We start from the raw sequence: 25092 nt of genomic DNA on the forward strand, positions 1-25092 counted from the left end.
ATAAAAAGGGGGTAGTCCAAAAAGTGTCTGAGCCTCTCCGAACTTAACAACATTTTGAGTAAAATCGTGGTATTGATACAAAAATGTTGTGTTGGAGGTGTCTGACATTTTTCTTTTAGGACAGTCCCCTTTATTGTATTAGTGCTGGTTACTAAAAACGGAAGACAAGCTAGCTCAATTTTTTACGATTTCAGCGGTCTTTCAACCAGCTTTATGCTCGATACGTAATTTATCAGCCACCATTGCAATGAACTACTGTTTGTCGGTTTTGCTTTGGACATACTCACCGTATAACCGAAAAGATTCGAAATCGAGTCGATATTCCCACGGCTCCAAGCAACTTCAATCGCATGCCGGATGGCACGTTCAACACGCGAAGCTGTCGTATTGAATTTTTTAGCGATATCCGGATACAAGACTTTGGTGATCGACCCAAGCAATTCAATGTCATTATACACCATTGTAATAGCTTCACGAAGGTACATATACCCTTTAATATGTGCAGGCACTCCGATTTCATGGATGATGCTCGTAATGCTAGCATCAAGATTTTTCGGCTTATATTCTTTCGTAAATGATCTGGAAGTTGTAGTGGAAGTGTTCTTGACAAATGACTTTTTAGATCCGCTGATTTGACGGATTTGATTCGTTAGATTTTCCATATCAAACGGCTTCAAAATAAAATAGGATGCTCCAAGTTCAACCGCTTTCGTAGTTACATCTTCCTGTCCGAATGCAGTAAGCATGATCACATTCGGCTTAGTGCTTAAATTCAAGTCATGCATATTTTCAAGAACCGCAAGTCCGTCCAAATGGGGCATGATGATGTCAAGCACTAATACGTCAGGCAACTCATCTTCAAGTAATTCCAGACATTCCTTTCCGTTGTACGCTACACCAACCACTTCCATGTCTTCTTGTGCAGAAATGTATTCATCAAGAAGACCTACAAGTTCCCTGTTATCATCCGCTAAACACACTTTAATTTTTTGCACTACGCTGTTCCTCCTCATAACTAAATCATTTTTCCTTTTTCTCTTACAAAGTCTTATGTATGATTTCCACACAAAAACCCTATTTCCTTTAATAATTTTAAATTTTTATCGAAAAATATTCTATACTTAATCATGCTCTATTTTTCTTTGAATTTCGACCTTAAATCACATTTGACACCACATATTTTAGTGTTCTTTGTCGAATATTCTTTATTTTATTATATCAGATGCCGTAGATTATTCCGAGAACAAGGTTAAAACACCAGAATGAAGAGCCTTCGTTACTTTGATGGATGTTGGAGAAATTCGCTCGGCACATTTGACGAATCTCCAAGTTTCAGACTACTTTTTGTAATTTAAATTCCAATCTGAAGGACTGACGGATCGTCGGTCCACCTCATTTTATGTTTTTAGACTTCTTTTATAGCATTTTTATGCTTTTTTGTAATATTTTAGATTTATCCCAAATTTTTTAGACTTTTGATGTGAATTTTTAGACTTAGTCAGTTTGAGTGACAGCATTTGTACCGCTTTTTGTGATTAGCCCAACAAATTCAAAATTATCTCTAAAACATGAAGGTTTTCTCTGAAAATTTTTCCTCAACACTATAAACAAAGCAAAAAAAGGCGAGTCATCAACTCGCCACTTTATCGCCATTTCTATTCTCTTGGTAAATATTGATTCCGGCTTCTTGTAACATCCATTCGATATGCACTCCGTACCCTGAAGTTGGATCATTAACAAATACATGTGTTACCGCTCCAATTATTTTTCCATCCTGGATGATCGGGCTTCCACTCATTCCCTGCACAATCCCGCCAGTAGCATCTAATAATTCCGGATCTGTTATTTTGACAACTAATCCTTTAGTTGCCGGGAACTTCTGGGGAACTGAACTTACGATTTCAACATCGTACTTTTTCACTTCCTCACCCTTCACGACAGTTAAGATTTCAGCATGCCCTTCCTTTACCTCATGAGATAATTTGATCGGCATTGCATTATCCATTATTCCATTACGAATCGGGTTCTTCAGTTTTCCAAAAATCCCATATTGCGTATTTTTATATATTGAACCGAGTATCTTTTCTCCGTTATTGAAGCGAGCAAGCTTTTCCCCAGGTCTCCCGTTTTTGCCTTTCTCGATGGAAGTGACTGTTGATTCGATGATTTGTCCATCATTGACAACAATCGGTTTTTTCGTATCCATATCTGAAATGACATGCCCAAGAGCTCCATATTTACCGCTTCCGGGATGATAAAATGTCATTGTTCCTACGCCAGCTGCTGAATCACGGATGTATAATCCAATTCGATAACTCGCATCAGAGGCATCTTTCACTGGAGTTAATTTCTTATGAAGTGTCTGTTCATTCCTTTTGATGGTGAGGTTAAGTGATTGTCCGGACTCTCCACTTCTTTTCACAAAAGGTCCGACATCACTTAATTTTTGAATAGATTTCCCGTTGATTGCTGTTATCATATCTCCGACCTGTATTCCAGCTTTTTCACCAGGTGAAACATCTCCATTAGAAGTGTCGATTAAATGATGGCCTACAACCAGTACGCCTACCGTATTTAAACGAACTCCTATATTCTGACCGCCAGGAATGATCTTGAATTCAGGAAGTACCTTCACATTTACCTTTTTAACAGGTATATTCGAAACTTGCATGGTAACTTCAGCGTCGCCATCTTCGTTCGCCTCGATGGAAAAGGAGTGAGGGTTGTTTTCAACACTTCCAAGCGACAAAATCGATTCATTCTCATCTGACGAATGAACCGTAGCATTTGAATGATTCTGATCTATCGTTAATCTCTCTCCCTGGAATACGGTTATATCAGTTGGGACACTGAGATAGTCCTGAATCGGCTTTATAAACCCCAAGCTTATTAGGAATCCAAGGAGAAGAATGCCGACTATTTTTCTGATTTTAATTCTTTTCATTCAGTCACTCTCCTCATTCCTTACCCTACAACTTTTTTGGTTGCATTTATAATTTGACCTTTAGAGAGTGTTTCTATAACCATTCGTATAAGAAAAAGCTACCCTTAAATGGATAGCTTTTCATGAGCTGATTTTTGCATCGTCTGCATATTGAATCATTTCCTTTGCATGACGCTTGGTCAAATCAGTTACTTCGACTCCCGAAATCATCCTCGCGATTTCTTTTACTTTTTCATCAAACGATAGTGGTTTTACGATGGTCAATGTCCGATCCTTTTTGATGTTTTTTTCAATATAAAGATGTCGGTCTGCCATTGCAGCAACCTGTGGCAGGTGTGTTATACATAGAACCTGTGAACCTGCGGATATTTTCTGGATTTTTTCAGCAATCGCTTGTGCGACTCTTCCGCTCACTCCAGTATCAACCTCATCAAAAATGATGGACGCAACTTCCTGTTGATTTGAGAATATTGCTTTCAAAGCCAGAATGATCCTGGACAACTCACCGCCAGATGCAATTTTCGCAAGAGGTTTCAACGGCTCTCCTGGGTTGGTGGAGATAAGGAATTCGACATCATCTATACCGTTTTTTGTAAAGTGTACAGCTTTCCCGTCGATTTCCGTAGTGATATTTGAAGCGGTAGTTGTCGGTTTAAAGGAAACCTTGAACGTTGTTTTTTCCATATAAAGGTCTTTCAATTGTTGATGGATTTTCTTCTCCAACTTTTCTGCAGTCTTTTTTCTTAGTATGGATAATTGTTTCGCTTCTAAGTATAAATCTTTTCCGATTTCGTTCATTTCTTCTTTCAAAACTTTGATACGATCATCCTTATTGGTGAAGGTATCAAGTTCCTCTTCAATACGTGAACTATATTCCAAAATTTCCTCGACTGAGTTTCCATATTTCCGTTTCAATGTATTGATTTCATGCAGACGTTCCTCAATGACCTCAAGTCTGTCAGGATCGAATTCCATTGTATCGACATAATTCCGTAGTTGATGTGCTGTATCCTCCAAGGAATAATAAGCATTCCTCACAGCTTCTTGAATCGGCTTTAATTCAGAATCATACTCTGAAACATCTTCAAGATGGCTCATTGCAAGACCTAAAACATCAATGCCCTTTTGTTCACCGTATAATGCCTGATAAGCATCGTTCACAGATTGGTACAACCGTTCGAAGTTGCTCAATCTTTGGTTTTCCTCTTGTAATTCTTCATCTTCATTCGGCTGCAGTTGTGCTTGGTCAATCTCTTCAAGCTGATATTGGATCAAATCGATTCGATGAGCCATTTCCTGCTCATTTTCGGTCAATTGCTTCAATTGTTTCTGCACATCTATGTATCGCTTGTACAATTGGTGATATTCGTTTAGAGTGCGCTTCAATTCAGCCGAATGATACTGGTCCAACAGAGTTAAATGTTTATCACTTTGCATTAAAAATTGATGTTCGTGTTGACCATGGATATCAATAAGGGATTGCCCAATTTCACGAAGAATTGCCAATGTGACCAGTTTACCGTTCACACGGCAAATACTCTTTCCAGAACTAGTCATATCTCGTTTAAGGACAATCATCCCATCAGGTACATCAATTCCAAGCTCAAGCGCTTTATCAATTACAGGATGATTTTCACGAATATAAAAAAGCCCTTCGATCTCTGCACGATCCGTTCCATGCCGGACATATTCAGATGAACCGCGTCCGCCAATCAATAGACCGATTGCATCAATTATGATGGATTTACCAGCACCTGTTTCCCCCGTCAAAACGGTCAAGCCGTCTTCAAACGGCACAGTTACTTCTTCTATGATCGCAAAATTCCTTATTGAAATTTCAGTAAGCATGGTTCCCCACCTCCTAACATTACAACATATCTAAAAACTGGCGTGTAATTTCAGGGCTGTCTTGAGGAGATCGACAAATGATCAATATCGTATCGTCACCGCAGATCGTACCCATGATTTCTTCCCAGTCAAGATTATCGATAAGTGCACCTACTGCATTGGCATTACCGGGTAAAGTCTTCATGACGATGAGATGGTCCGTATGATCGATATTGATGAAACTATCCGTCAAGGTTCTTTTCAATTTTTGCAACGGGTTGAACCGCTGGTCAGCAGGGAGACTGTATTTATACCGGCCATCCTGCATCGGAACTTTCACAAGATGCAACTCTTTAATGTCGCGTGACACCGTAGCTTGTGTCACATTAAAGCCTGCATTCTTCAATCTCTCTACAAGTTCATCTTGTGTATCGATATCGAAATTCGTAATTAGTTCTCTGATTTTTATATGTCTTTGTCCTTTATTCATCTGAATCACTCCACAAATTTATACACACATGTATATGCTTATCATATATGAAGAAGTTAAGATTGTACATCTTTTATGAATAAACATGAATATTGCTGTATATTGTGTTGTACCCGTAAAGTTCAAATTATATACTTTTCCATACCATCATAAAGAAAACTTGGCAAAGCCAAGCCATAACGCAGACTGAACCTTAGTTGCCCTTATATTGAAGAAAGTGTTTATACTTTCTTTAAATGAAAAAAAGGGCGACCAAAATGAGTGCTTAACTTCCTGTACAACATCCAATAACTATTGATGTTGAAGCATAACTCATTTTCAGGTCATCCCCAGTCACTTTAGATCGACGGATTGGCTGATTAAAAACTCAATTGTCTCCAAGTCTGATTCAGTCGGTAAGGAATACGTTTGTTGATAGGTTTCATGTCCTTTTCCAGTTATCACTACCCAGTCACGAGCCCCAGTGATTTTAAGCGCTTGTTTGATCGCTTCCGTCCTGTCTGGAATGATAATCCCTTGCGTGCTTCCAACTGTTTCATTCAATTTTTCAAGTGTATTTATCATTTCATCTTGAGACACATCATTCAAATCATCCAAGGTCAATATGAATTGGTCGCTGTTTTCAGAAGAGATTTGAAGCATATCTCCCCTTTTATCTGTATCTGAACCTCCACGAAAACCAAATACATGGATGATTTTCTCTGCTCCATAGTCCTTTGCAGCCTTTAAACAATGCATGATTGCATTCGCTGTATGAGCATAATCGATGACAACGGTAGCATCGTTTTGGTGTTTATAGATGTTAAACCGTCCCGGAACTCCTTCAAATGTTAGTAGAGCAGATAAGATATTTTCTTTTTTGATATTGAATTGTAAAGCTGTTGCATAAGCCATGCTTGCATTATAAAGGTTGTGGAGACCAGGCATATTAGAATCAATCTCAAAACTTGTACCGTTTTCACATACTTTCAAAGTCGAACTGTTGATCCCTTCGATGTGGAGGTCCGCGTTTGTTGACTGCCCTATTGTATAGACCCCTATTTCGTTTTGACGTAATTCATCCACAAGCTTGCTTCCCCAAGAATCATCAATATTAATGATTGCGAGGCCAGCTTCTTTCATCTTATAGAAGAGTTTGGATTTCGTTTTGAAATAACGCTCCATCGTACCATGATAATTTAAATGATCGTGTGATAAATTCGTAAAAAGACTATAATCGAATTCGATCCCTTCTAATCGATGTTGAGATAAACCATGGGAAGAAACTTCGAGAATCACAACTTGATCATTACTCTGGTGAAGTAATTCATTGAGTTTCAATATACTCGGTGTTGTATTGCATGTATCGCTTTCTATCCCATTTATGATATTTTTTATTGTTCCGAATAAACTGCAGGAAATCCCATTTGATTCTAAAAGATGTCTCAAAAGATAACTTGTAGTTGTTTTACCATTCGTTCCAGTGATTCCGATTACGGTCTTATCTTTTGAAGGATCCTGGTAAAACTTTTTAGAAATTGCCCCAAGCGCTTTTCTGCTATTCTCCATTTTTATATAAGGGACAGGCAAGTCAGTAATATCTTCTTCCCCAATAATGGCGGCAGCCCCTTTTTTAATGGCATCGTGAATAAACGAATGACCATCTGTTTTTTCACCTTTAATCGCAACAAATAAAAACCCTTTTTCAACGTTCAGGGAGGTGTCGGTTATCTTTTTTATTTGAGTAGAAGGCAGGCTATCACAAAAATCTTCATCAACTTGGTCTTGAACTAAATACTGTAAATCCATCAGGCTCTTTGCTCCTTAACAACTTTTGGCTTTGTATACCCTTTGGGTTTTTCTTTAAACGAAAAGTGAAATAAAAACTTTCACACATATCTGGTAAATAGTTTTTCCATATGTAGAATAAAAACCCCTAAAATAAACATTCGCAAGCACACTTTATTTTGAGGCTTTCAACTAAGAATGGTACTTACATAAAAATAGGCTTTGTTAGTATCTATTGATTTCTACGAAATTCACTCCCTTTCCGCGGGCAAACGAAAAGCGGAAGCGACCCGTTTAGGTACGTCGGTCACTGGAAAACTGACGAGGAGGATGTCACCGCCGCAGGAAGTTTGACGTAATCCAACATCGCTAAAAAATAAAAAAGAGCTGAATCCACATCAACTTTCATCAATGTTTAACAGCTCTTTACTTTATATTGCTTTAGAAGCATGTGCTTGTTCAACGACTCTTTCCGTATTACCTGTCCATTTGATGAAGGGTGACTCGTCATGCGCAGGTTTTTCCAGGTGAAGCAAGAATTCAATGTTCCCTTCACCGCCACGAATTGGAGAATACGTGCAATCTAGCACATGGTAGCCGGTTTCGTGACTGAACTTGATCATGCGGTCAATTACTGTTTGATGAATTTTCCGATCCCGTACGATCCCTTTTTTACCCACTTCTTCTCGCCCAGCTTCGAATTGTGGTTTGACAAGTGCGACCACCTGTCCACGATGGACAAGAATTTCTTTCAAAACAGGAAGGATAAGCTTTAAGGATATGAACGAAACATCAATCGTAGCGACATGTGGCAGGCCACTTTCGAAATCCTCAGGTTTTGAGTACCTGAAATTTGTCCGCTCCATCACCCTGACACGATCATCATTCCTGAGCTTCCAGGCCAATTGATTGTATCCGACATCAACCGCATAGACAAACTTTGCACCATTCTGTAGAGCACAGTCTGTAAATCCACCTGTCGAAGACCCGATATCGATCATGATTTTGTCCTTCACATCAAAATGAAAGGTTTGCAATGCTTTTTCCAATTTCAACCCGCCACGACTTACATAAGGAATTGGATTCCCTTTCAGTTCGATCGGGATGGATGCATCTACCTTTTGACCTGGCTTGTCCATTCTTTCCTGTTCGGAATACACAAGTCCAGCCATGATTGCTCTTTTGGCTTTTTCTCTCGTCTCAATCAATCCTCGATCGACGAGAATGACATCAAGCCGCTCTTTCTTTTTCATACTCAATAAGCCCTCTGCTGTTTCTTAGGAATCATTTGCATTACTCGCTCGATGACGCCTTCTGGTGTCAATTCGATTTCTTCTAATAATTTAGAGACGCTGCCATGTTCGATGAATCGATCTGGGATCCCCATCCGATCGATTACTGCATCATGTATACCAAGGTCATGAATGAATTCTAGAACTGCGCTTCCGAAACCACCTTGAAGAATGCCCTCTTCCATCGTCAGTATAGGAATCCGCTTAGTTACAAGTTCGGTAATCATTCCATTATCCAGCGGTTTGATGGATCTAGCATTGATGACAATTGCAGAGATACCCTGCGTCTTAAGCTTTTCTGCTGCTTTCAAAGCTACAGGAATCATTGTACCAACCGCTAAAATCGCAATATCTTTACCATCCTTCATGACTTCCCACGTTCCGATTTCGATCTTTTTCAGTTCTTCATCCATAGGTACACCAAGTCCTGTCCCTCTTGGAAAACGTACTGCTATTGGTCCTTTATCATATTCTGTAGCCGTATACATCATATGTTGTAATTCATTTTCATCTTTTGGATTAAGAACGACCATATTTGGTAAATGGCGTAAGAAGGCGATATCAAAAACCCCTTGGTGGGTTTCGCCATCTGACCCTACCAAGCCTGAACGGTCAACTGCAAAAACGACATTCAGATTTTGCCGACAAACATCGTGTACAAGTTGATCGTATGCACGCTGCAAGAAGGTCGAATAGATGGAAAGAACAGGTTTCATCCCTTGCGTCGCCAGTCCTCCCGCCATGGTTGTCGCGTGTTGTTCAGCAATACCGACATCATAAAGCCGATCGGGGAATTCCTCTCCGAACGCTTCCAGTTTAGAACCGACTGTCATCGCAGGTGTCAAAACGACGAGTCTCTCATCTTTACGAGCAATGGTCCTGAGTGTTTCGGATACGACCTTGCTGTATCCAGGTCCTGCTACAGCAGGTTTGATGAAATCCCCAGATTCAATCTTATATGGCCCTGGACCATGCCATGTCCCAATCGCGTCCGTTTCTGCAGGTTTATACCCTTTACCTTTTTGCGTTAAGACATGAACAAGTACCGGTCCTTTCGTCTTTTTCGCATATTTGATATTTTCAGTCAGATCATCAAGATTATGGCCATCAACTGGCCCCAAATACGTAAACCCAAGCTCTTCAAAGAAAATGCCTGAAACGAGCAAGTATTTGAGACAATCTTTCAAACGTTCTGCAGTCGAAGCAAGTCGCCCTCCTGCCGGAACCTTTTTGATCAGTGATTCGAATTCTTCTTTAACCCGTTTATATTTCCCAGCAGTCCTTAATCGTCCTAAAACATTATGCAGAGCACCGACGTTCGGTGCGATTGACATTTCATTATCATTCAAGATGACGATCAAATCTTTTTGTTCGTGACCGATATGGTTCAAGGCCTCTAAAGCCATACCACCTGTAAGGGCACCATCACCTATAACAGCGATAATATCTTCATCGGTCCCTTTTATGTCACGGGCAGTAGCCATTCCCATTGCAGCAGAAAGTGAAGTGGAACTATGTCCTGTTTCCCAGACATCATGGTCACTTTCTGAGCGCTTAGGAAAACCGCACAATCCTTTATATTTTTTTAGTGTATCGAATTGTCCAGCTCGTCCGGTCAAAATTTTATGGACATACGCTTGATGTCCTACATCCCAAATGAATTTATCTTTTGGGCTTTCAAACAATTTATGAAGGACTAAAGTTAATTCAACTACCCCTAGATTCGGGCCGAGATGCCCGCCAGTTTTAGAAATCTTTTCGATTAAAAAAGTGCGGATGGTTGATGCCAACTCTTCTAGCTGTGCCCCATCCAGTTTCTTTAAAAATTTAGGATCTTTGATTGATTCCAAATTCATGGAACATCCTCACTTTCCTTTTGTATTGCGTTTGAGTTTATTTCCGGCGGGCTGAGAGATCAATTGCTTTAACTTTAATCTTTCCTCAAAGAAATAGATTACTCGTCCTACCTGAAAAATAATGGAAGTGGAGAAATGGATGGCAAATGATTTGCCGAATGCTTTTCCACCTACAGTAAGTGCTGCAACAACACTTGTAAAAACGATTGATACAATATATTGAAATCCAGTCGCATCATCCCCACCGAAGGCTTGAGTCAATTGTACGATGACTACCGCAGATGCGGTACCGCTTATTATACCAGAAATATCTCCGATTACATCGTTACAAAAACTTGCTACACGGTCAGCATTCCTGCAAATCGAAATCGCCTGACGGGCACCCTTTACTTTCTCAGATGCCATCGCATGGAATGGAACCTCATCTGATGCTGTAGCAGCCACTCCTATAATATCAAAGATTACGCCAATTAGCACAATGAGAAATACGATGATCATTCCTAATGCCCAATTGACACCTTCTAAGGAAAAGGTTGAAACGACTGAAAAAATAGCCGCTAACACAAGCGTGATAACGGCGATTCCAGTACTCCATTTTAGGGATTTATTGAATACTTTATTCATGTGTACTCCTTTAAAATCTTCTATCAGGTATGTGTATAACATGTAATTTCGCTTTAAGAACAAAAAAGGTTACATACTAAATATTAAATAATTCTAAAGTCAATGAATCAGAAACAGTAGTTCGATGCACGACAGTTTCGAGGACCGGAGCGAGGAGCGATTCTAACACGAAAACTACTGCAAGTTGTACCGAGGAAGCTTTCTTCAAAGGTACATTAGTAGACGCAGGTACATATTACTCTCTCGTTGGACCGAAGAAACCGAGTAACAATCACTGCCTAAAACCGTCACGTCCTGTGACACTGCAGTACTAGCACGTCCTATGCGTTGGAAATACACAGTTTATCATTTATTGACTTTAGAATATTCATATATGTATTGTGGAGTGGTCATTCAAAAAGTAAACACTGCGGCTTAGGTCCAGTAGGTTTTCCCAGGAAGGTACCAGAGCGTTGCCACACTGGAGGTTTCCCTTTAATCCTCCCTTGACGTTGTCACCAATCGCCAGACTAGATTACCACTTAGTCCGCACTATAATCCTCTTTGAATGTCACATGGAACAGTCTAGGAGTTTTCCTCAACAGTCTTTACCATTCCCTAGCCTCTTTCGCAGAGTCGATTTCATATGGTATGGAATCCTTTCCAGCGGCCAACCGGAAATTTTTCCTCATCCATAATCCCCTCAGACTCCACTCAAGGCAGGCTACGCTGCTCACAAGTAGTTTCTAGCGACCGAAAAAACCAGTGAAAACAGGTTTATAACCCCAGTTCGCAATAAGGTATTAGCACGCAAATCGCAAAGTTGAGGTCCTCCGCGGAAGAAGGGTCAACGCCCACATGCCATTGTGGATCGCCCTTCTGCCTTAACTCCCAGTGTAGACCCAAAGCTGGGCGCTTCGAGCCTATACAAGGAACTTCATCGATGTGCCCTTTGGCGGATTTTTAGGCCCGCCCTCAGAAATGGGAGACTGACTAGAATACTGCACCACTCCTCATGTAATTATAATATACCACAGATATGTTTATGCCTCAACGATTCTAGTGGTCTCTGCTGATCATATAGTCAGTAAAATGTTCTAACCATTCATGGTTGATACCCGCTTTGTATAGGTTCTGCTTTGCACTGTCCACTTCCTTTAACAATTGGTCTTTCGCACCAGAAATTGTCAATAAATGCGGGTATGTACTTTTGTTATTTTGAACATCGCTGCCGATCGGCTTCCCGATCTTTGATTCATCCCCTTCAACATCTAAAATGTCATCCTGGATTTGAAAAGCGAGTCCTAGATGATGAGCAAAATGAATGAGATGATCCAATTGTTGCTTCGTTCCCCCCGCAATACGTGCGCCTGCATAAATCGAATACCCTAGAAGTGCTCCTGTCTTCTTATGGTGAATCTGTTCCAATTCGCCAAGAGAGAGGGACTTTCCTTCGCCTTCTAAATCAGCCGCCTGACCGTCAATCATTCCTTCAGGACCAGCAGCCTTTGAAAGGTTTGTGATCAGGTCGATCTTCAGGTCATTATCCAAATGTTTCGAACCGGAAATCACTTCAAAAGCGTAGGTAAGCAATGCATCACCAGCAAGGATCGCCATAGCTTCTCCATAGATTTTATGATTAGTGAGATTGCCTCTTCTGAAATCATCATCGTCCATTGCAGGTAAATCATCATGGATAAGTGAATACGTATGGATCATTTCAACCGCACATGCGGCATCCAGACCAACCTGGCTATCTTGTTCGAAAGCTTCAATTGTCATGAGTAATAACGTAGGACGAAGCCTTTTTCCACCTGCTAAAATCGAATAAAGCATAGCTTCTTTCAGCCCTCCATGTCCTTGAATACGATCAACTTTAGCTGGCAATGCTTCATCTATCAAATTTTTCTTATTTTGAAGGAGTTGTAAAAATGTTTCCTTGTCCAACCTTAGTCTTCCTCCTGTATCGTAAATGGTTCTCTTTCACCATTTTCCTTCAATAATTCATCCATCTGCTTTTCAACATGCTGTAATTTATCATGGCAAAGCTTAGAGAGCTTCATTCCTTCTTGAAACAAGCGAATGGACTCTTCAAGAGGGACGTCCCCTTCTTCTAACTTTCCGACGATTTCTTCAAGCTCCAGCATCGCTTCTTCAAAGCTTTGTTCATTATTATGTTCTTTTTCTTTCATCATTTCTCACTCTCCTCAAGTCCCCAAACTTGGCAATCCAGCTTTCCGTCTTTCAATTTTACAGAAACTTGGTCACCTGGTTGTACTTGTTTTACACTTTTAATGAGATTGTCGTTTTTCTGGTCATACGCCAGGCTATAACCACGCTCCATGATGCTTAACGGGCTAAGAGCATTCAGCTTTCCAATTTTGTTTTGAAAAACAGCATCTTTCTGCTCAATCTGGTTGCTCATTTCCTTTTTCAACATTCTGATCAGGACATGATGTTTCTCTTTGGATCGCTCGAAAAGTTTTTCTGGATGGTTTCGATCCAATCGGCTTCTAAGCTGACTGACTACCTCCGCTTTTCGCTCAAACGTTCTTGAACGTGATTTTTGCAATCGTTCCATAATCCGATCTAGATCCTGCTCTTTTTGTTTCACTAGCTGCATCGGGTATTTGAAAGCGTAGGATTTTTGATGTCTGTCCAATTCATTACGGAAACGTTTCACATGCTCCGAAATAGCTCTTGTAAGTCTGAGCTGACGTTGGGTAACCCTCTCCTGCAATTCGTGAATATGAGGTACAGCGAGCTCAGCAGCTGCTGTAGGGGTCGCTGCACGGATATCCGCTACAAAATCTGCAATTGTGTAATCTGTCTCGTGTCCGACTGCAGAGATGATCGGGATGATCGAGTTGAAGATGCTTCGCGCAACCATTTCTTCATTGAAAGCCCACAACTCCTCAATCGAACCACCGCCACGACCGACGATCAAAACATCCCACTGTCCCTGTTCATTCGCAAAGTCAATTGCTCTGGATATACTGGGCGCAGCATTGGGACCTTGCACGAGAACAGGTATCACAGTCACTTTTGCTATCGGAAAACGCCGTTTGATTGTGGTCAATACATCTCGTATCGCTGCACCTGTTGGCGATGTAATAACCCCTATACGTCTAGGGGTTGCAGGAATTTGCCTTTTTCGTTCAGGAGCAAAAAGACCTTCTTGATCAAGCTTTTTCTTCAATTCTTCAAATGCAAGAAACAAGTTCCCGATTCCATCAGGCTGCATCTCTTTTACATAAAGCTGATACTGTCCATGTGGTTCATAAACGGAAACTTCACCACGAATCAGAACCTTCATTCCTTCTTCAGGACGAAATTTCAAAAAACGGTTGTTTCCAGCAAACATGACCGAGTTAATCCTGCTGTTTTGATCCTTTACTGTAAAATACATATGCCCCCGACTATGGTGCTTCACATTGGAAAGCTCCCCGCGAAGCCATATGTCTTGTAATTTCCCGTCCATATCAAATTTCCGTTTTATATAGCGCGTAAGTTCCGTAATACTAATATAAGGATCTTGTTGCATCAATGAACACCTTCTATTTGATGACTCCACTTCGCAGATAGTATTGTGTTTTGCAGGAGCATCGTGATGGTCATCGGACCTACACCCTTCGGAACCGGAGTGATATAGGAAGCGACTTGTTCTGCTTCCTCAAAATCGACATCACCTGTCAATTTCCCATCGTCTTTACGGTTGATTCCAACATCTATCACTACAGCCCCATGCTTGATGAAGTCTTTACCGACAAAGTGCATCTTACCAACAGCAACAACGAGTATGTCTGCTTGTTTCGTAATTTCCTTCATGTTAGCTGTCCTGGAGTGACAATATGTAACGGTGGCGTTTTCGTTTAAGAACAGTTGACCTACAGGCTTACCAACGATATTACTTCTTCCAATGACAACCACATGCTTTCCTTCAATTGAAATACCTTTAGCTTTTACCATTTCGATGATCCCATAGGGTGTACATGGTAAAAACGCACGTTGTCCAGTCATCATCCTCCCAATGTTGATCGGGTGAAAACCGTCTACATCCTTTTCTGGCGAAATTGCTTCTATAATTGCCGTTTCTGAAATATGTTCAGGTAAAGGTAACTGGACGAGAATTCCATGACATGCATCATCATGATTATATTGGGTAATAATTTCAAGCAATTTCTCTTCGGAAGTATCTTCAGAAAGTTCAACGAGCTTTCCGTCAATGCCAACCTGTTTGCACGCTTTTGTTTTTCCTCTTACATAAGATAAAGAAGCAGGATTATTCCCTACGATGATGACAACCAATCCAGGAATGATCCCTTCATTTCTCAGTTTATTTACCTCTTCTTTCATTGCGTGCCTTTTGGCTTCTGCGATTTCATTTCCCTTGATAAGCTCTGCAACCATCTCTATCCCCTCCACTATTGGATCGTTTTGCTTATTTTAGAAAGTACTGCATTTACAAAGCGACCAGATTCGTCTCCTCCGAATGTTTTTGCCAGATCAATTGCTTCATTGAAAGTAACTTTGATCGGAATGTCTTCAATATACAACATTTCGTATACAGCAAGTCTCAAAACAGAGCGGTCTACATTTCCAATCCGGTCGAAACTCCAATTTTCCAGGTGTTTTTTAATAAGGACATCAATTTCTTCCTTTTGATCCGTCGTCCCCTCGACCAATTGGACCAGGAATTCATCACGTTCTTCGCCTTCCTCCAGAACATGTCCAATCGCTTCCGAACGGTCTAATTGACTCACATCTATTTGAAACAAAGACTGTAAAGCCTTTTCTCTTGCAATCCTTCTTTTCATTTCATGATACTTCCTTTCATATCTTCTCTATCTGATGATAGCACAGAGACCGTTACCTTTACAGCATACACATTTTCAAACCATTATAATCGCAATAAAAAACTGACCCAAAACGGGCAGACTTCTCTTGTTTTCAAATAGATCGTCATTCAGAGAAGTCTGATACATGTTCTGAGTCAGTTCGTCATTTATAATTCCTGATCTTCTTCAACTGCAGGATCCACTTTACCTTCAAACTGGACACCTACTACGTGTACATCGATACGATTTGGCTCTAAAGCCGTCATCGTGTGCAAGGTAAGACGGATATTTTCTTGGATCTTTTCAGCTGTATCTGGAATCGATACACCAAAATTCATCGTTACGAAAACATCGATGTTGATCCCTTCTTCGGAAAGCTCCACTTTTACACCTTTACCAAGTGATTTCTTACCGAAACGTTCAACCACTCCTGTCGCGAAGTTACCACGCATTGCAGAAACACCTTCAACTTCAGTAGCAGCTATACTAGAGATCACTTCAATCACTTCTGGTGAGATTTCAACCTTCCCAAGGTTTGCATCTTTTTCTTCCATTTCAAATGTTTGATAATCGTTCATTACTACTCACCTCCATTTGAAGTCGATTTTGATGTCAAATCGTAGTTCTCTAAAAATTTAGTATTGAATTCCCCGCTATTGAATTTCTCATGTTCGAGTAATCGCATATGGAAAGGAATCGTAGTATCGACCCCTTCGATGACAAATTCACTCAATGCACGCTTCATACGTCGAATTGCTTCTTCACGTGTATTTCCGTAAGTGATGAGCTTTGCAATCATTGAATCATAATATGGTGGGATGAAATAACCTGGATAAGCAGCCGAATCAACACGTACACCTAGCCCGCCAGGCGGGAGATACATTTCGATTTTACCGGCAGATGGCATGAAATTCTTATCCGGATTTTCAGCATTGATCCGGCATTCGATCGACCATCCTTCAAACTTGATGTCTTCTTGGCTGAAGGATAAACGTTCACCGCTAGCCACCCTGATCTGTTCTTTGATCAAGTCGATACCGGTAACCATTTCAGTCACAGGATGCTCAACTTGGATCCGAGTATTCATCTCCATGAAATAGAAGTCACCTGTGTTGTGATCAAATATGAATTCTACCGTTCCGGCGCCAGAATAATTTACAGCTTTTGCTGCACGTACAGCGGCATCTCCCATCTCTTCCCGTTTCTCAGGATCTAGTGCTGGAGAAGGGGTTTCTTCTAGAAGCTTTTGTAAACGCCGCTGGATCGAACAATCACGTTCACCTAAGTGAATGACATTCCCATGATTGTCACCGAGTACCTGAATCTCTACATGGCGGAAATCTTCAATGTATTTTTCAATGTATACACCAGGATTACCGAAAGCTGAGGCAGCTTCTTGCTGGGTCATATTGATTCCTTTTACAAGCTCCTGCTCTGTACGGGCCACACGGATTCCTTTTCCTCCACCCCCTGCAGTCGCTTTGATGATGACAGGGTATCCCATTTCTTCTGCTAATTCAATCGCTTCTTCCTTGGATCCGATAATCCCTTCAGAACCTGGTACAATTGGTACTCCAGCTTCTTTCATAGTGGTTCTTGCTACATCTTTCGTACCCATACGATTGATGGCTTCTGGGCTCGGTCCAATGAATGTAATGTTACACTCGGCACAGATTTCAGCAAAGTCAGCATTTTCGGCTAAAAATCCATAGCCCGGATGAATTGCATCAGCACCTGTCAGAGTAGCAACGCTCATAATGTTCGTGAAGTTCAAATAACTTTCCTTCGCAAGAATAGGACCGATGCAGTACGCTTCATCAGCTAGGCGTACATGCAAAGATTCTTTATCGCCTTCAGAATATACAGCGATTGTTTCTATATTCATTTCTTTACAAGCTCGTATGATCCGGACAGCAATTTCTCCTCGGTTTGCAATGAGTACTTTTTTAATCATTTCAATCACCTTACTGTTTTTTTACAAGGAATAGTGGTTGTCCATACTCAACGAGCTGTCCATTCTCGACAAGTATTTCTACGATTTCACCATTCACTTCAGCCTCGATTTCGTTAAACAGCTTCATCGCCTCGATGATACACACGATCGAGTCGTTTGATACCTTGTCCCCTTCTTTTACATAAGAATCTTCATCTGGAGATGGAGACGCATAAAATGTACCGACCATTGGAGATTCAATTTTATGTAAGGATCCATCGTCCACTTCTTTTACTGGTGCTTCTGTTTCGTTTTTTGCTTCAGCCTTTTCTTCCACTGCTTGTGGATTTGGCTGCAGTGCTGCTTCTTGAGCTGGTGCTGTAGGTGCTGCTTGAGGTGCTTGTTGTACGACAGGCTGCTCTGCTCCACCTTTTTTCAAAGTAATTTTCGCACCTTCTTCTTCATATTCAAATTCATTGATTGATGATTGATCGATCAATTTGATCAATTCACGAATTTCTTGTATTTTGAGCATACTTTCCACTCCTTCAGTGTGTCTACTATTCTGTATTCATTATAGCATAATTCAGCACATCTAAAACTTTATCACCTTACTATGTGAGCTGGTGCTAATTCGTTTATATCATATCATAATCCGTTTGAGGAGGGTACCGATTAAATTTATGGGGAATTCTTTTTGATTTTGGGGGTGAGTGAACTTAATTGGTGCTTTCTTTTCTTTTCGCTTGAAGTCTTACTGCGGGGACTATCCTGGGCCTCTATTTGACGTCAACCTTAAAATTTAGTCTTTATTAATCTCGTTGTTGATTTTTATACGAAATTCAAGACATTCCTGCGGGAACAGCGAGCCAGGTGAGACCCCGCAACGAACTTTGCAAGTGAGTGAGGAGCCTTGCGAAAGTGGGTTAATGCAGGGAAGTGGTGTCTAGCTCAGCGACCAGTCACTTGGATCACTTCAAACTTCCTGCGGCGGCAGCAGCCTCCTCGTCAGTTTTCCAGTAACCTGCGTGACTAAACGGGTCGCTTCCGCTTTTCGTTTGCCCGCGGAAAGGGAGTGAATTTCGCAAAATCAACAATAAACTATTACAAAACCTAGTGAACTTAAAAATAGTAAACGGACACAGGAGACCTTAATTCATCATATCAACCGCTTTTATAAAATTAGCGGACACCACAGACTTTATTTATTGCAAAATCATATAAATCAGCTGTTTTATTGACAAATAACAGCTCTAAAACCTCTATAATACTTCATATGTTTCAAGCCCCCCTGATAGCTCTTTTAAGAGTGACTAAAACTTGGGTCAGCGTTTGATTTTTAGTCAATAATTAAAAAGGCAGCCCCTCAGGACTGCCTCCTCTACTCAATCTTTCATCATTTTTTAGCAACTTGGAATTGGACAGCTACATGCTTGTCGCCAAGTTGTTCTTGTGCTTTACGCATGATTGCGTTCGCTTCACTTTTGCTTAGTTCTTCATCAGCGCGGACGATGATCTGAACTTCAGAATCCATTGTATTCACCAATACATCTTCATAACCCATACTCTTGATCAATGTTTCGAGGGTATCTTCCTTCATAGCCAGTTCCTGTAACTCCTCCAACTGACTTAAAGCTTGTGATTGGACTTCTGCTGAGACACTTGTGGAAGCCAGAACTTCATTATATTTTGCTTGTAGCTCTGAACGCTTATCTTGGATTTTCATACGAAGCTCTGTGAACATTTCATCACTGTCCACCTCAGTCACAACAGACTTGCCATTGGTTTCTTCTGCACTTTCCTTTTTATCCTCGTCCTGTGCAGCCAAGTCAGTTGGTGATTGTTCCGGTGTGGTGATGTAATACACCGATAACACGATAATCAAGCTCAACATCGTTAATAACCAAACCGTTTGTTTTTTTAATAACATTCATTATTCCCCCTTCTGCTTTTTCGGTCCTACACTCACTTTATGACTAGGTACATCAAGCACCCTGGAAACCGCTTCGATAATCCAAGTTTTCACCTTTATGTTCTGAGCCCCATCTGCTAAAATCAGTACACCCCTCACCTCCGGCTTTTCTGTAGTGACTACTATCGGCTGTTCGCCGTTTTCACCCTGGATGATGATGACTTTTTCATCCCTCTGAAGGTCTGTGGTTTTACGCTTACCCCCATGTTGGTCAGTTTCATCAGTAGTGGAATCTTTTTTGGTTATATCCTTTTCATAAATTGTCTTTGAGGTCGAGTCTAGAAAGACCATCACGCTTGTATCCTGGACCCCCATCATTTCATCGAGGATTTCCTTCAGTTGGTTTCCGTAATGCTCTTCCATCTCTCTTATTGATGAAGGATCGTCTGATTTTTTAATAGAGAATGTCGCCTTGGATTCTTCGTCTTCTGTTGCGGAATTCATAGTTGGAGTGGAATCTGGAGTACTCATCAAGTTTTGGATCAGCATCATCGCTATCCCGAAACCCAGTATGAGTAGGATGTATTGGGATTTGCGATTCATTTTTTTGCCTTGTTTGTCCGGTTTCAGAAGCGATTTCAGCCAGTCATTCTGTTTCTTTTCATCAGACATGTTTCATTACGATCCTCCTTCCTCTACAAGTACGATTTGATCCGGAGACACCTCCCACTCTTTTGAAAGGAATGTTTTGATTTCTTTCATGTCAGCCGATTCTTCAACGGGTTCTTCTGTCTGTGTTGATGTATCGATCGTCACTTCTTGGATTGCCTCGATTGCATCTTCATCTTCCGACTGACTTTCTAATGTGGCATGGATGATCCACTGACTTTCATCTGAACCATTTTGGGTTTTTTCCTGTAACACCACATCCTTTAATCGTTTCTGATATTGTTCTGCAAGTTTATCTTCCACCTTCTGCTTTAGTAGGACACGCATTTGTTCTAAAATATATGCATCTTGTGAGGCTTGTATTTCACTTTTCTTGTTTTCTATCAAATTTTTCATCTCACCATCTTTTATGATGGCCTCATCATTGGCGAATGAAGCCAACTCTTGATTGAGGTCGACGGAGAACATTTTGATCATTGGATTCAGGATCGCAATGATCAGGAGCAGTCCGATAACGACTTTTACGTATTTTTGAAATGCATTTGATGGCAGTAATAATTCCAGGATTGTCGCTAATAGGATGATCAGAATGATGTTCGTCACCCATTCATATATAAATGACACCGTGACTCTCCTCCTCACTCATCTCATCATCAACGTGAGATTTCCTGCAGCGATCATCATCGTCACCGCAAGGAAGAACATGAAACATACGATGGAAAGCGCCGCGAAAATGAACATGACATTTTTACTGATGATCGTTAAACATTGGATGATCGGACCGCCTCCAAGCGGTTGCAAAACAGCAGCGGCGATCTGATAGATCAGTACAAGAGACAAGATTTTAAGAGCCGGAAAAGCACATAATAAGATCAAAATGACGACTCCAGCAATACCGACTGTGTTTTTCAGTAATAATGAAGCACTTAAGACTGTATCCGTTGCATCAGTAAACATACGTCCAATGATTGGGATGAAGTTTCCTGTGATGAATTTCGCTGTCCGTATCGCGACACCGTCCGCAACAGCAGCAGTGGCTCCCTGGACACTTATGACTCCAAGAAATACCGTAAAAAATACGAGCATGACCCCAATCGCTACACCGCGTAATAGATTGGCAAGCTGGGTGACTTTGTAATGATCGGTCAACGTACTTACGATACTAAGCAACGCAGAAAGCAACAGAAGCGGAAGAACAAAATGCTGGATGAGCATCCCGCTTGTATTTACAAGGAAAATAATGAAAGGATGGAAGAATGCAACAGATGCAACACTGCCGGTCGTGGCCATTAAAGCTAGTAATAATGGAATAAGTGCAATGATGAACGAATTCATGTTCCTGATCGCATCGATGGTATAATCTGCTGCTACGTGAAAGCTGTTCAATGCGATGACAATCAAAACCATATAAACGATTCCATAAGCAACTTTACTAACCGCTTGATTTTCGAATGCATTTTGCATCGTCTGCAGCAGCATGCTGAATACTGTTAGCATGATCAGCATTCCAAGGAGTTTTCCATTGGTCAGGATTTCATGAAATAAATATTTAAGGAGTCCCACAGCCCATTCTTTCAATGAAAAATCTTGATCACTTTGGATAAATTCAAGAATGCTTCCTTTCTGGCTCTCTGGCAGGAAACCGCCATATTCGCTACGGATTTTGTTCCAGTATTCACGAATATCATCAAGGTGTTCATCTTCAACCTTCAGACTTCTCTCTATCTGTTCTTTGTCAGTCGTTTGAGCACTGACTTGAATGGAGGTTTGTCCAAAATCTATAAAAAAAATGACCGCCATAACGATGACCATTAACAGCTTCAACCGTAAGTTGTTTGGCATGTCATTCACCCCTAACTAGGCAGGAAATCAATAATTGTTTCTATCAATACTGTGAGGATTGGAATAGCCATTACAAGAATCAAAACCTTCCCGGCCAGTTCAATTTTCGCTGCCATGGCTCCTTGTCCAGCATCCCTGGTGATTTGTGCCCCAAATTCTGCAATGTAGGCGATTCCGATGATTTTCAAGATCGTTTCGACATATACCATGTTCAGGTTGGCGTTCGTTGCGAGTCGTTCTAACATAATGATGACCGCTTGTATTTTTCCTATTAAAAACAAGAAAACCGCTGCACCGGCAAATAGAATGAGTAGAAAAGAGAAGGCAGGTTTCTGTTCCTTTATGACAATCGTGAGAAATGTGGCTATCAAGCAGAACCCGACAATCTGGATGATTTCGATTGGAAACCCCTCCTCATCCCTGGAAGAGGAACACACCTCTTATTTGTTGGAACAGATCATCGAGCAAAGTGATGACGATGAAAAGGACGAGAACAAACCCAATCAATGTGATCCAGTGGGCGATGTCCTCTTTTCCCATCTGTTTCAACACGGTATGTAACATGGCGATTACGATACCGATTCCAGCTATTTGAAAAATGGTGTTAACATCGTAAGGCATTCTGCTTTCTCCTCTCCAACTAAATCAACAATATGACAATCAATAATCCAATCAACACCCCAAGGCTCTTGACCATGTTTTCATACCGACGCTGAAGCTCCTCCGCTTCTTTCTCTTCTCGCTCCAGATGAACGATTGTTAAGCGGATTTGTTTTTGCTGGTGATCACGGTCATGCCTGCCCAACGTTGATCCAAATTGTTTTAAGACTTCGATTTCACCTTTTTGAAAAGCGGTATGTTTTTTTATGATTTCAAGACTTTCCTCCCACGCTTCTTGAACAGTGCACCGACCTGTGTACAATCGCTCGGCCAGTCCGTCGAAGAACAGAGAGAGTGGAGCTTTCATCTGTTTTGAAAGATTTATGCTGGCCTCATACAGCGGGGTAAGTCCATAAACGATCTCAGCTTCAAGGGATTGGAGGGCCACTTTCAATTGCCTCAACTGTTTCGGACGTTCTTGGAGACGTTTTGCCCATTCGAATCCTGCCCAGGTAGTTGCAAGTATAATGCAGACAGCCCCAATGACATTCATGAGAGTGACCGCTCTTTTTGAAATTCGAGTACTTTGAACGCGCTGTCTCGTATTTTCTTGATCCGATTGGAGCTGCTATGGTGGGACATTTCCACAAAGCGATCGAACAATTGAATATCTAACAGCCTTTTGATCGTAGGACGATTCAAAACATTTTCGATGCTATAACCATGTGCCGTCATGATCATCTGCACACCTGCATTCATCGCTTCTAAGATCGCTTCTGAATCTTCCAGTCGTCCAATTTCGTCAACGATGATCACTTCTGGACTCAGACTCCTGATCATCATCATGATCCCTTCTGCTTTCGGGCACGAGTCTAATACGTCAATCCTATTGCCGAGATTATGTTGAGGCACCCCTTTAATGCACCCAGCAATTTCAGAACGTTCATCCACGATTCCAACCTTAGAGGTGGGGATGTTCTGGCTGGGCAGACCGGAGCTCGCTACTCTTGCAAGATCCCTCAACAAGGTTGTCTTTCCAGACTGGGGCGGACCGATGATCAACGTATTCAGCCACCTTTTATTAAAAAGCAAAGGGGCGACTGGGTCGGCAATCCCTTCCTTATGACGCGCAATACGGATATTAAAGGAACTGACCTCTTTGATCGCTTTGACTTGTCCTTTTTCAGTAATGACCTTTCCGGCAAGACCGACACGGTGACCGCCTTTGATCGTGATGTAACCCCTTTTCAATTCTTCCTCAAACGCATACAAGGAAAATTGGCTTAACTTGTTCATAAGTTGGACCCCGTCTTGGAGTGTCACGATATAAGGACCTCCACGGCTGCTTTTGAGGTACGTTGGATGGCCTTCACAAATGATTTCAAGCGGGCGGTTGAGACGCACTCTTACTTCCTCTACAGCCATTTTTGGGTCATTAAGATATGGGCGGAGGAGATATTGCAATGAGTCTGGCAACATATCGAGAATTTCTTCCATGGTAAATCCCCATTTCTTTTATGGGCTTGTTCTCAATGTATGGCTGAACAAGCTGTTTTATGACATAGTTGGAGGGAAGAGATCATTTCAAAACCCCTATCAAAATCAACCCTACACCGATCCCGATAAGGGCTAATTTACTAAAAGAGAGATCCCCCGCAATTCCCATCAATCCTAAAGCCATCGTAAAAATGAATATAACTGGACCAACAAAGGCGAGAGAAGCATTGATAACGACCGCATTTTGTATTGAATTGAAATAGAGCATCAAGAAAACAGCTGTAAGCTCGAATGTGGCAGACAATAGCCTCAATCCTGCCATATTCAGTACTGTAGGATCAAAGTGATTTAAGATTTCCTTCATGACTTCCTCCACTTTTTTGTACAACCTATGTTGGAAAGTGAAGAAGTAGACTGATTTTAAAACGATTCTCGATAAAAGAGCGTTTGAAAGTTGTTTTGACAGCGTTTTGTAGGTAATTCCTCATTTTTGTAGATAAGACGATAAGACATGGGTTTTGTAGATTATTTCGATTTTTTATAAATTGCGCTTTGATTTTTGTAGATCAATCCATCGGGGAGAGATAATCTTTAAAGAAGATGATACGATCGTGAGGAAAAGAATTGAAAAAATATTTTAGACTTTCTGCAATGTAGGCTAAGGACTTTGTTGATTTTAATCGAAATTTGCGACACTCCTGCGGAACAAGCGAGCCAGGTGATATCACACACTCATTTAAAGGATCTTCGGCTAAAAGCCAGCACGTCCTGTACAAGTGAGGAGTTTCGCGTATTAAGAGCTGGAGCAAGGAAGTGAGGTCCAGCTCAGCGACCAGTCACTTGGATCACTTCAAACTTCCTGCAGCGGCAACAGCCTCCTCGTCAGTCTTCCAGTGACCTACGTAACTAAGCAAGTCGCTTCCGCTTTTCGTTTGCCCGCGGAAGGGAGTGAATTTCGTAGAAACCATATAAACGAACAGAACCTAAATGTAAAAAAGACCGACCCTCCACCGTATTGGGTG

General features: G+C 41.2%; 24 protein-coding genes and 1 pseudogene. All 25 read right to left on the bottom strand.

Annotation, left to right across the window (positions count from 1 at the left end):
* Positions 1-201 precede the first annotated feature (201 nt).
* The 25 genes and pseudogenes from spo0A to KOL94_RS08065 all read right to left on the bottom strand — a co-directional run bounded on the left by spo0A (position 202) and on the right by KOL94_RS08065 (position 24434).
* Positions 202-1013: pseudogene (gene spo0A / locus KOL94_RS07945) on the bottom strand (sporulation transcription factor Spo0A).
* Positions 1014-1630: 617 nt separating this feature from the next.
* Positions 1631-2944: a SpoIVB peptidase gene (spoIVB, locus tag KOL94_RS07950; RefSeq protein ID WP_221565474.1), complete on the bottom strand. Its 1314-nt coding sequence runs from the start codon at positions 2942-2944 to the stop codon at positions 1631-1633.
* Positions 2945-3064: 120 nt separating this feature from the next.
* Complete coding sequence (gene recN / locus KOL94_RS07955; RefSeq protein ID WP_221565475.1) at positions 3065-4792, bottom strand: DNA repair protein RecN; 1728 nt, start codon at positions 4790-4792, stop codon at positions 3065-3067.
* 19 nt (positions 4793-4811) lie between these two features.
* Positions 4812-5261: a transcriptional regulator AhrC/ArgR gene (gene ahrC / locus KOL94_RS07960; protein ID WP_221565477.1), complete on the bottom strand. Its 450-nt coding sequence runs from the start codon at positions 5259-5261 to the stop codon at positions 4812-4814.
* A 333-nt stretch (positions 5262-5594) separates the two neighbouring features.
* Positions 5595-7049, bottom strand: coding sequence for a UDP-N-acetylmuramoyl-L-alanyl-D-glutamate--2,6-diaminopimelate ligase (locus tag KOL94_RS07965; RefSeq protein WP_221565479.1), 1455 nt, complete (start codon positions 7047-7049; stop codon positions 5595-5597).
* Between the two features lie 410 nt (positions 7050-7459).
* A complete protein-coding gene (locus KOL94_RS07970) occupies positions 7460-8281 on the bottom strand; it encodes a TlyA family RNA methyltransferase (protein ID WP_221565480.1) in 822 nt (273 codons plus the stop codon).
* Positions 8282-8283: 2 nt separating this feature from the next.
* Complete coding sequence (gene dxs / locus KOL94_RS07975) at positions 8284-10176, bottom strand: 1-deoxy-D-xylulose-5-phosphate synthase (protein ID WP_221565482.1); 1893 nt, start codon at positions 10174-10176, stop codon at positions 8284-8286.
* Between the two features lie 9 nt (positions 10177-10185).
* Positions 10186-10800 (bottom strand): hypothetical protein, encoded by a 615-nt coding sequence (locus KOL94_RS07980; protein WP_221565483.1) that lies wholly within the window; start codon positions 10798-10800, stop codon positions 10186-10188.
* Between the two features lie 1038 nt (positions 10801-11838).
* Complete coding sequence (locus KOL94_RS07985; protein ID WP_260412247.1) at positions 11839-12726, bottom strand: polyprenyl synthetase family protein; 888 nt, start codon at positions 12724-12726, stop codon at positions 11839-11841.
* Positions 12727-12728: 2 nt separating this feature from the next.
* Positions 12729-12971 (bottom strand): exodeoxyribonuclease VII small subunit, encoded by a 243-nt coding sequence (locus tag KOL94_RS07990; RefSeq protein ID WP_221567626.1) that lies wholly within the window; start codon positions 12969-12971, stop codon positions 12729-12731.
* Positions 12971-14323, bottom strand: a complete 1353-nt coding sequence (xseA, locus tag KOL94_RS07995) for an exodeoxyribonuclease VII large subunit (RefSeq protein ID WP_221565484.1) — start codon at positions 14321-14323, stop codon at positions 12971-12973. Before xseA ends, KOL94_RS07990 begins: the two co-directional genes overlap by 1 nt.
* A complete protein-coding gene (gene folD / locus KOL94_RS08000; protein WP_221565485.1) occupies positions 14323-15189 on the bottom strand; it encodes a bifunctional methylenetetrahydrofolate dehydrogenase/methenyltetrahydrofolate cyclohydrolase FolD in 867 nt (288 codons plus the stop codon). Before folD ends, xseA begins: the two co-directional genes overlap by 1 nt.
* Positions 15190-15203: 14 nt before the next feature.
* Complete coding sequence (gene nusB / locus KOL94_RS08005; protein ID WP_221565486.1) at positions 15204-15596, bottom strand: transcription antitermination factor NusB; 393 nt, start codon at positions 15594-15596, stop codon at positions 15204-15206.
* Positions 15597-15784: 188 nt separating this feature from the next.
* Positions 15785-16195 carry an Asp23/Gls24 family envelope stress response protein gene (locus KOL94_RS08010; protein ID WP_221565487.1) on the bottom strand — a complete coding sequence of 137 codons (411 nt, stop codon included), beginning with the start codon at positions 16193-16195 and terminating at the stop codon, positions 15785-15787.
* Positions 16196-16197: 2 nt separating this feature from the next.
* Positions 16198-17571, bottom strand: a complete 1374-nt coding sequence (accC, locus tag KOL94_RS08015; protein ID WP_221567627.1) for an acetyl-CoA carboxylase biotin carboxylase subunit — start codon at positions 17569-17571, stop codon at positions 16198-16200.
* 10 nt (positions 17572-17581) lie between these two features.
* Entirely contained in the window at positions 17582-18085 is a 504-nt protein-coding gene (gene accB, locus KOL94_RS08020; protein WP_221565488.1) for an acetyl-CoA carboxylase biotin carboxyl carrier protein, read from the bottom strand.
* 861 nt (positions 18086-18946) lie between these two features.
* Positions 18947-19480 carry a SpoIIIAH-like family protein gene (locus KOL94_RS08025; protein ID WP_221565489.1) on the bottom strand — a complete coding sequence of 178 codons (534 nt, stop codon included), beginning with the start codon at positions 19478-19480 and terminating at the stop codon, positions 18947-18949.
* Between the two features lie 3 nt (positions 19481-19483).
* Positions 19484-20134, bottom strand: a complete 651-nt coding sequence (spoIIIAG, locus tag KOL94_RS08030) for a stage III sporulation protein AG (RefSeq protein ID WP_221565490.1) — start codon at positions 20132-20134, stop codon at positions 19484-19486.
* A 6-nt stretch (positions 20135-20140) separates the two neighbouring features.
* Entirely contained in the window at positions 20141-20755 is a 615-nt protein-coding gene (gene spoIIIAF / locus KOL94_RS08035) for a stage III sporulation protein AF (protein ID WP_221565491.1), read from the bottom strand.
* An 18-nt stretch (positions 20756-20773) separates the two neighbouring features.
* The gene (gene spoIIIAE, locus KOL94_RS08040; RefSeq protein ID WP_221567628.1) at positions 20774-21943 is read right to left on the bottom strand and encodes a stage III sporulation protein AE; all 1170 of its coding nucleotides are present in this window, start codon (positions 21941-21943) and stop codon (positions 20774-20776) included.
* A gap of 41 nt (positions 21944-21984) precedes the next feature.
* Entirely contained in the window at positions 21985-22374 is a 390-nt protein-coding gene (gene spoIIIAD / locus KOL94_RS08045; protein ID WP_221567629.1) for a stage III sporulation protein AD, read from the bottom strand.
* A gap of 13 nt (positions 22375-22387) precedes the next feature.
* Positions 22388-22594, bottom strand: coding sequence for a stage III sporulation protein AC (gene spoIIIAC, locus KOL94_RS08050; RefSeq protein WP_221565492.1), 207 nt, complete (start codon positions 22592-22594; stop codon positions 22388-22390).
* 19 nt (positions 22595-22613) lie between these two features.
* Positions 22614-23126 (bottom strand): stage III sporulation protein SpoIIIAB, encoded by a 513-nt coding sequence (gene spoIIIAB / locus KOL94_RS08055; protein WP_221565494.1) that lies wholly within the window; start codon positions 23124-23126, stop codon positions 22614-22616.
* Positions 23123-24070 carry a stage III sporulation protein AA gene (spoIIIAA, locus tag KOL94_RS08060; protein ID WP_221565496.1) on the bottom strand — a complete coding sequence of 316 codons (948 nt, stop codon included), beginning with the start codon at positions 24068-24070 and terminating at the stop codon, positions 23123-23125. The genes spoIIIAB and spoIIIAA overlap by 4 nt, the downstream gene beginning before the upstream one ends.
* A gap of 82 nt (positions 24071-24152) precedes the next feature.
* A complete protein-coding gene (locus tag KOL94_RS08065) occupies positions 24153-24434 on the bottom strand; it encodes a YqhV family protein (protein ID WP_221565498.1) in 282 nt (93 codons plus the stop codon).
* Between the last annotated feature and the right edge of the window lie 658 nt (positions 24435-25092).

Source organism: Alkalihalobacillus sp. TS-13 (assembly GCF_019720915.1).
In the GTDB taxonomy this organism is placed as follows: Bacteria; Bacillota; Bacilli; order Bacillales; family Fictibacillaceae; genus Pseudalkalibacillus.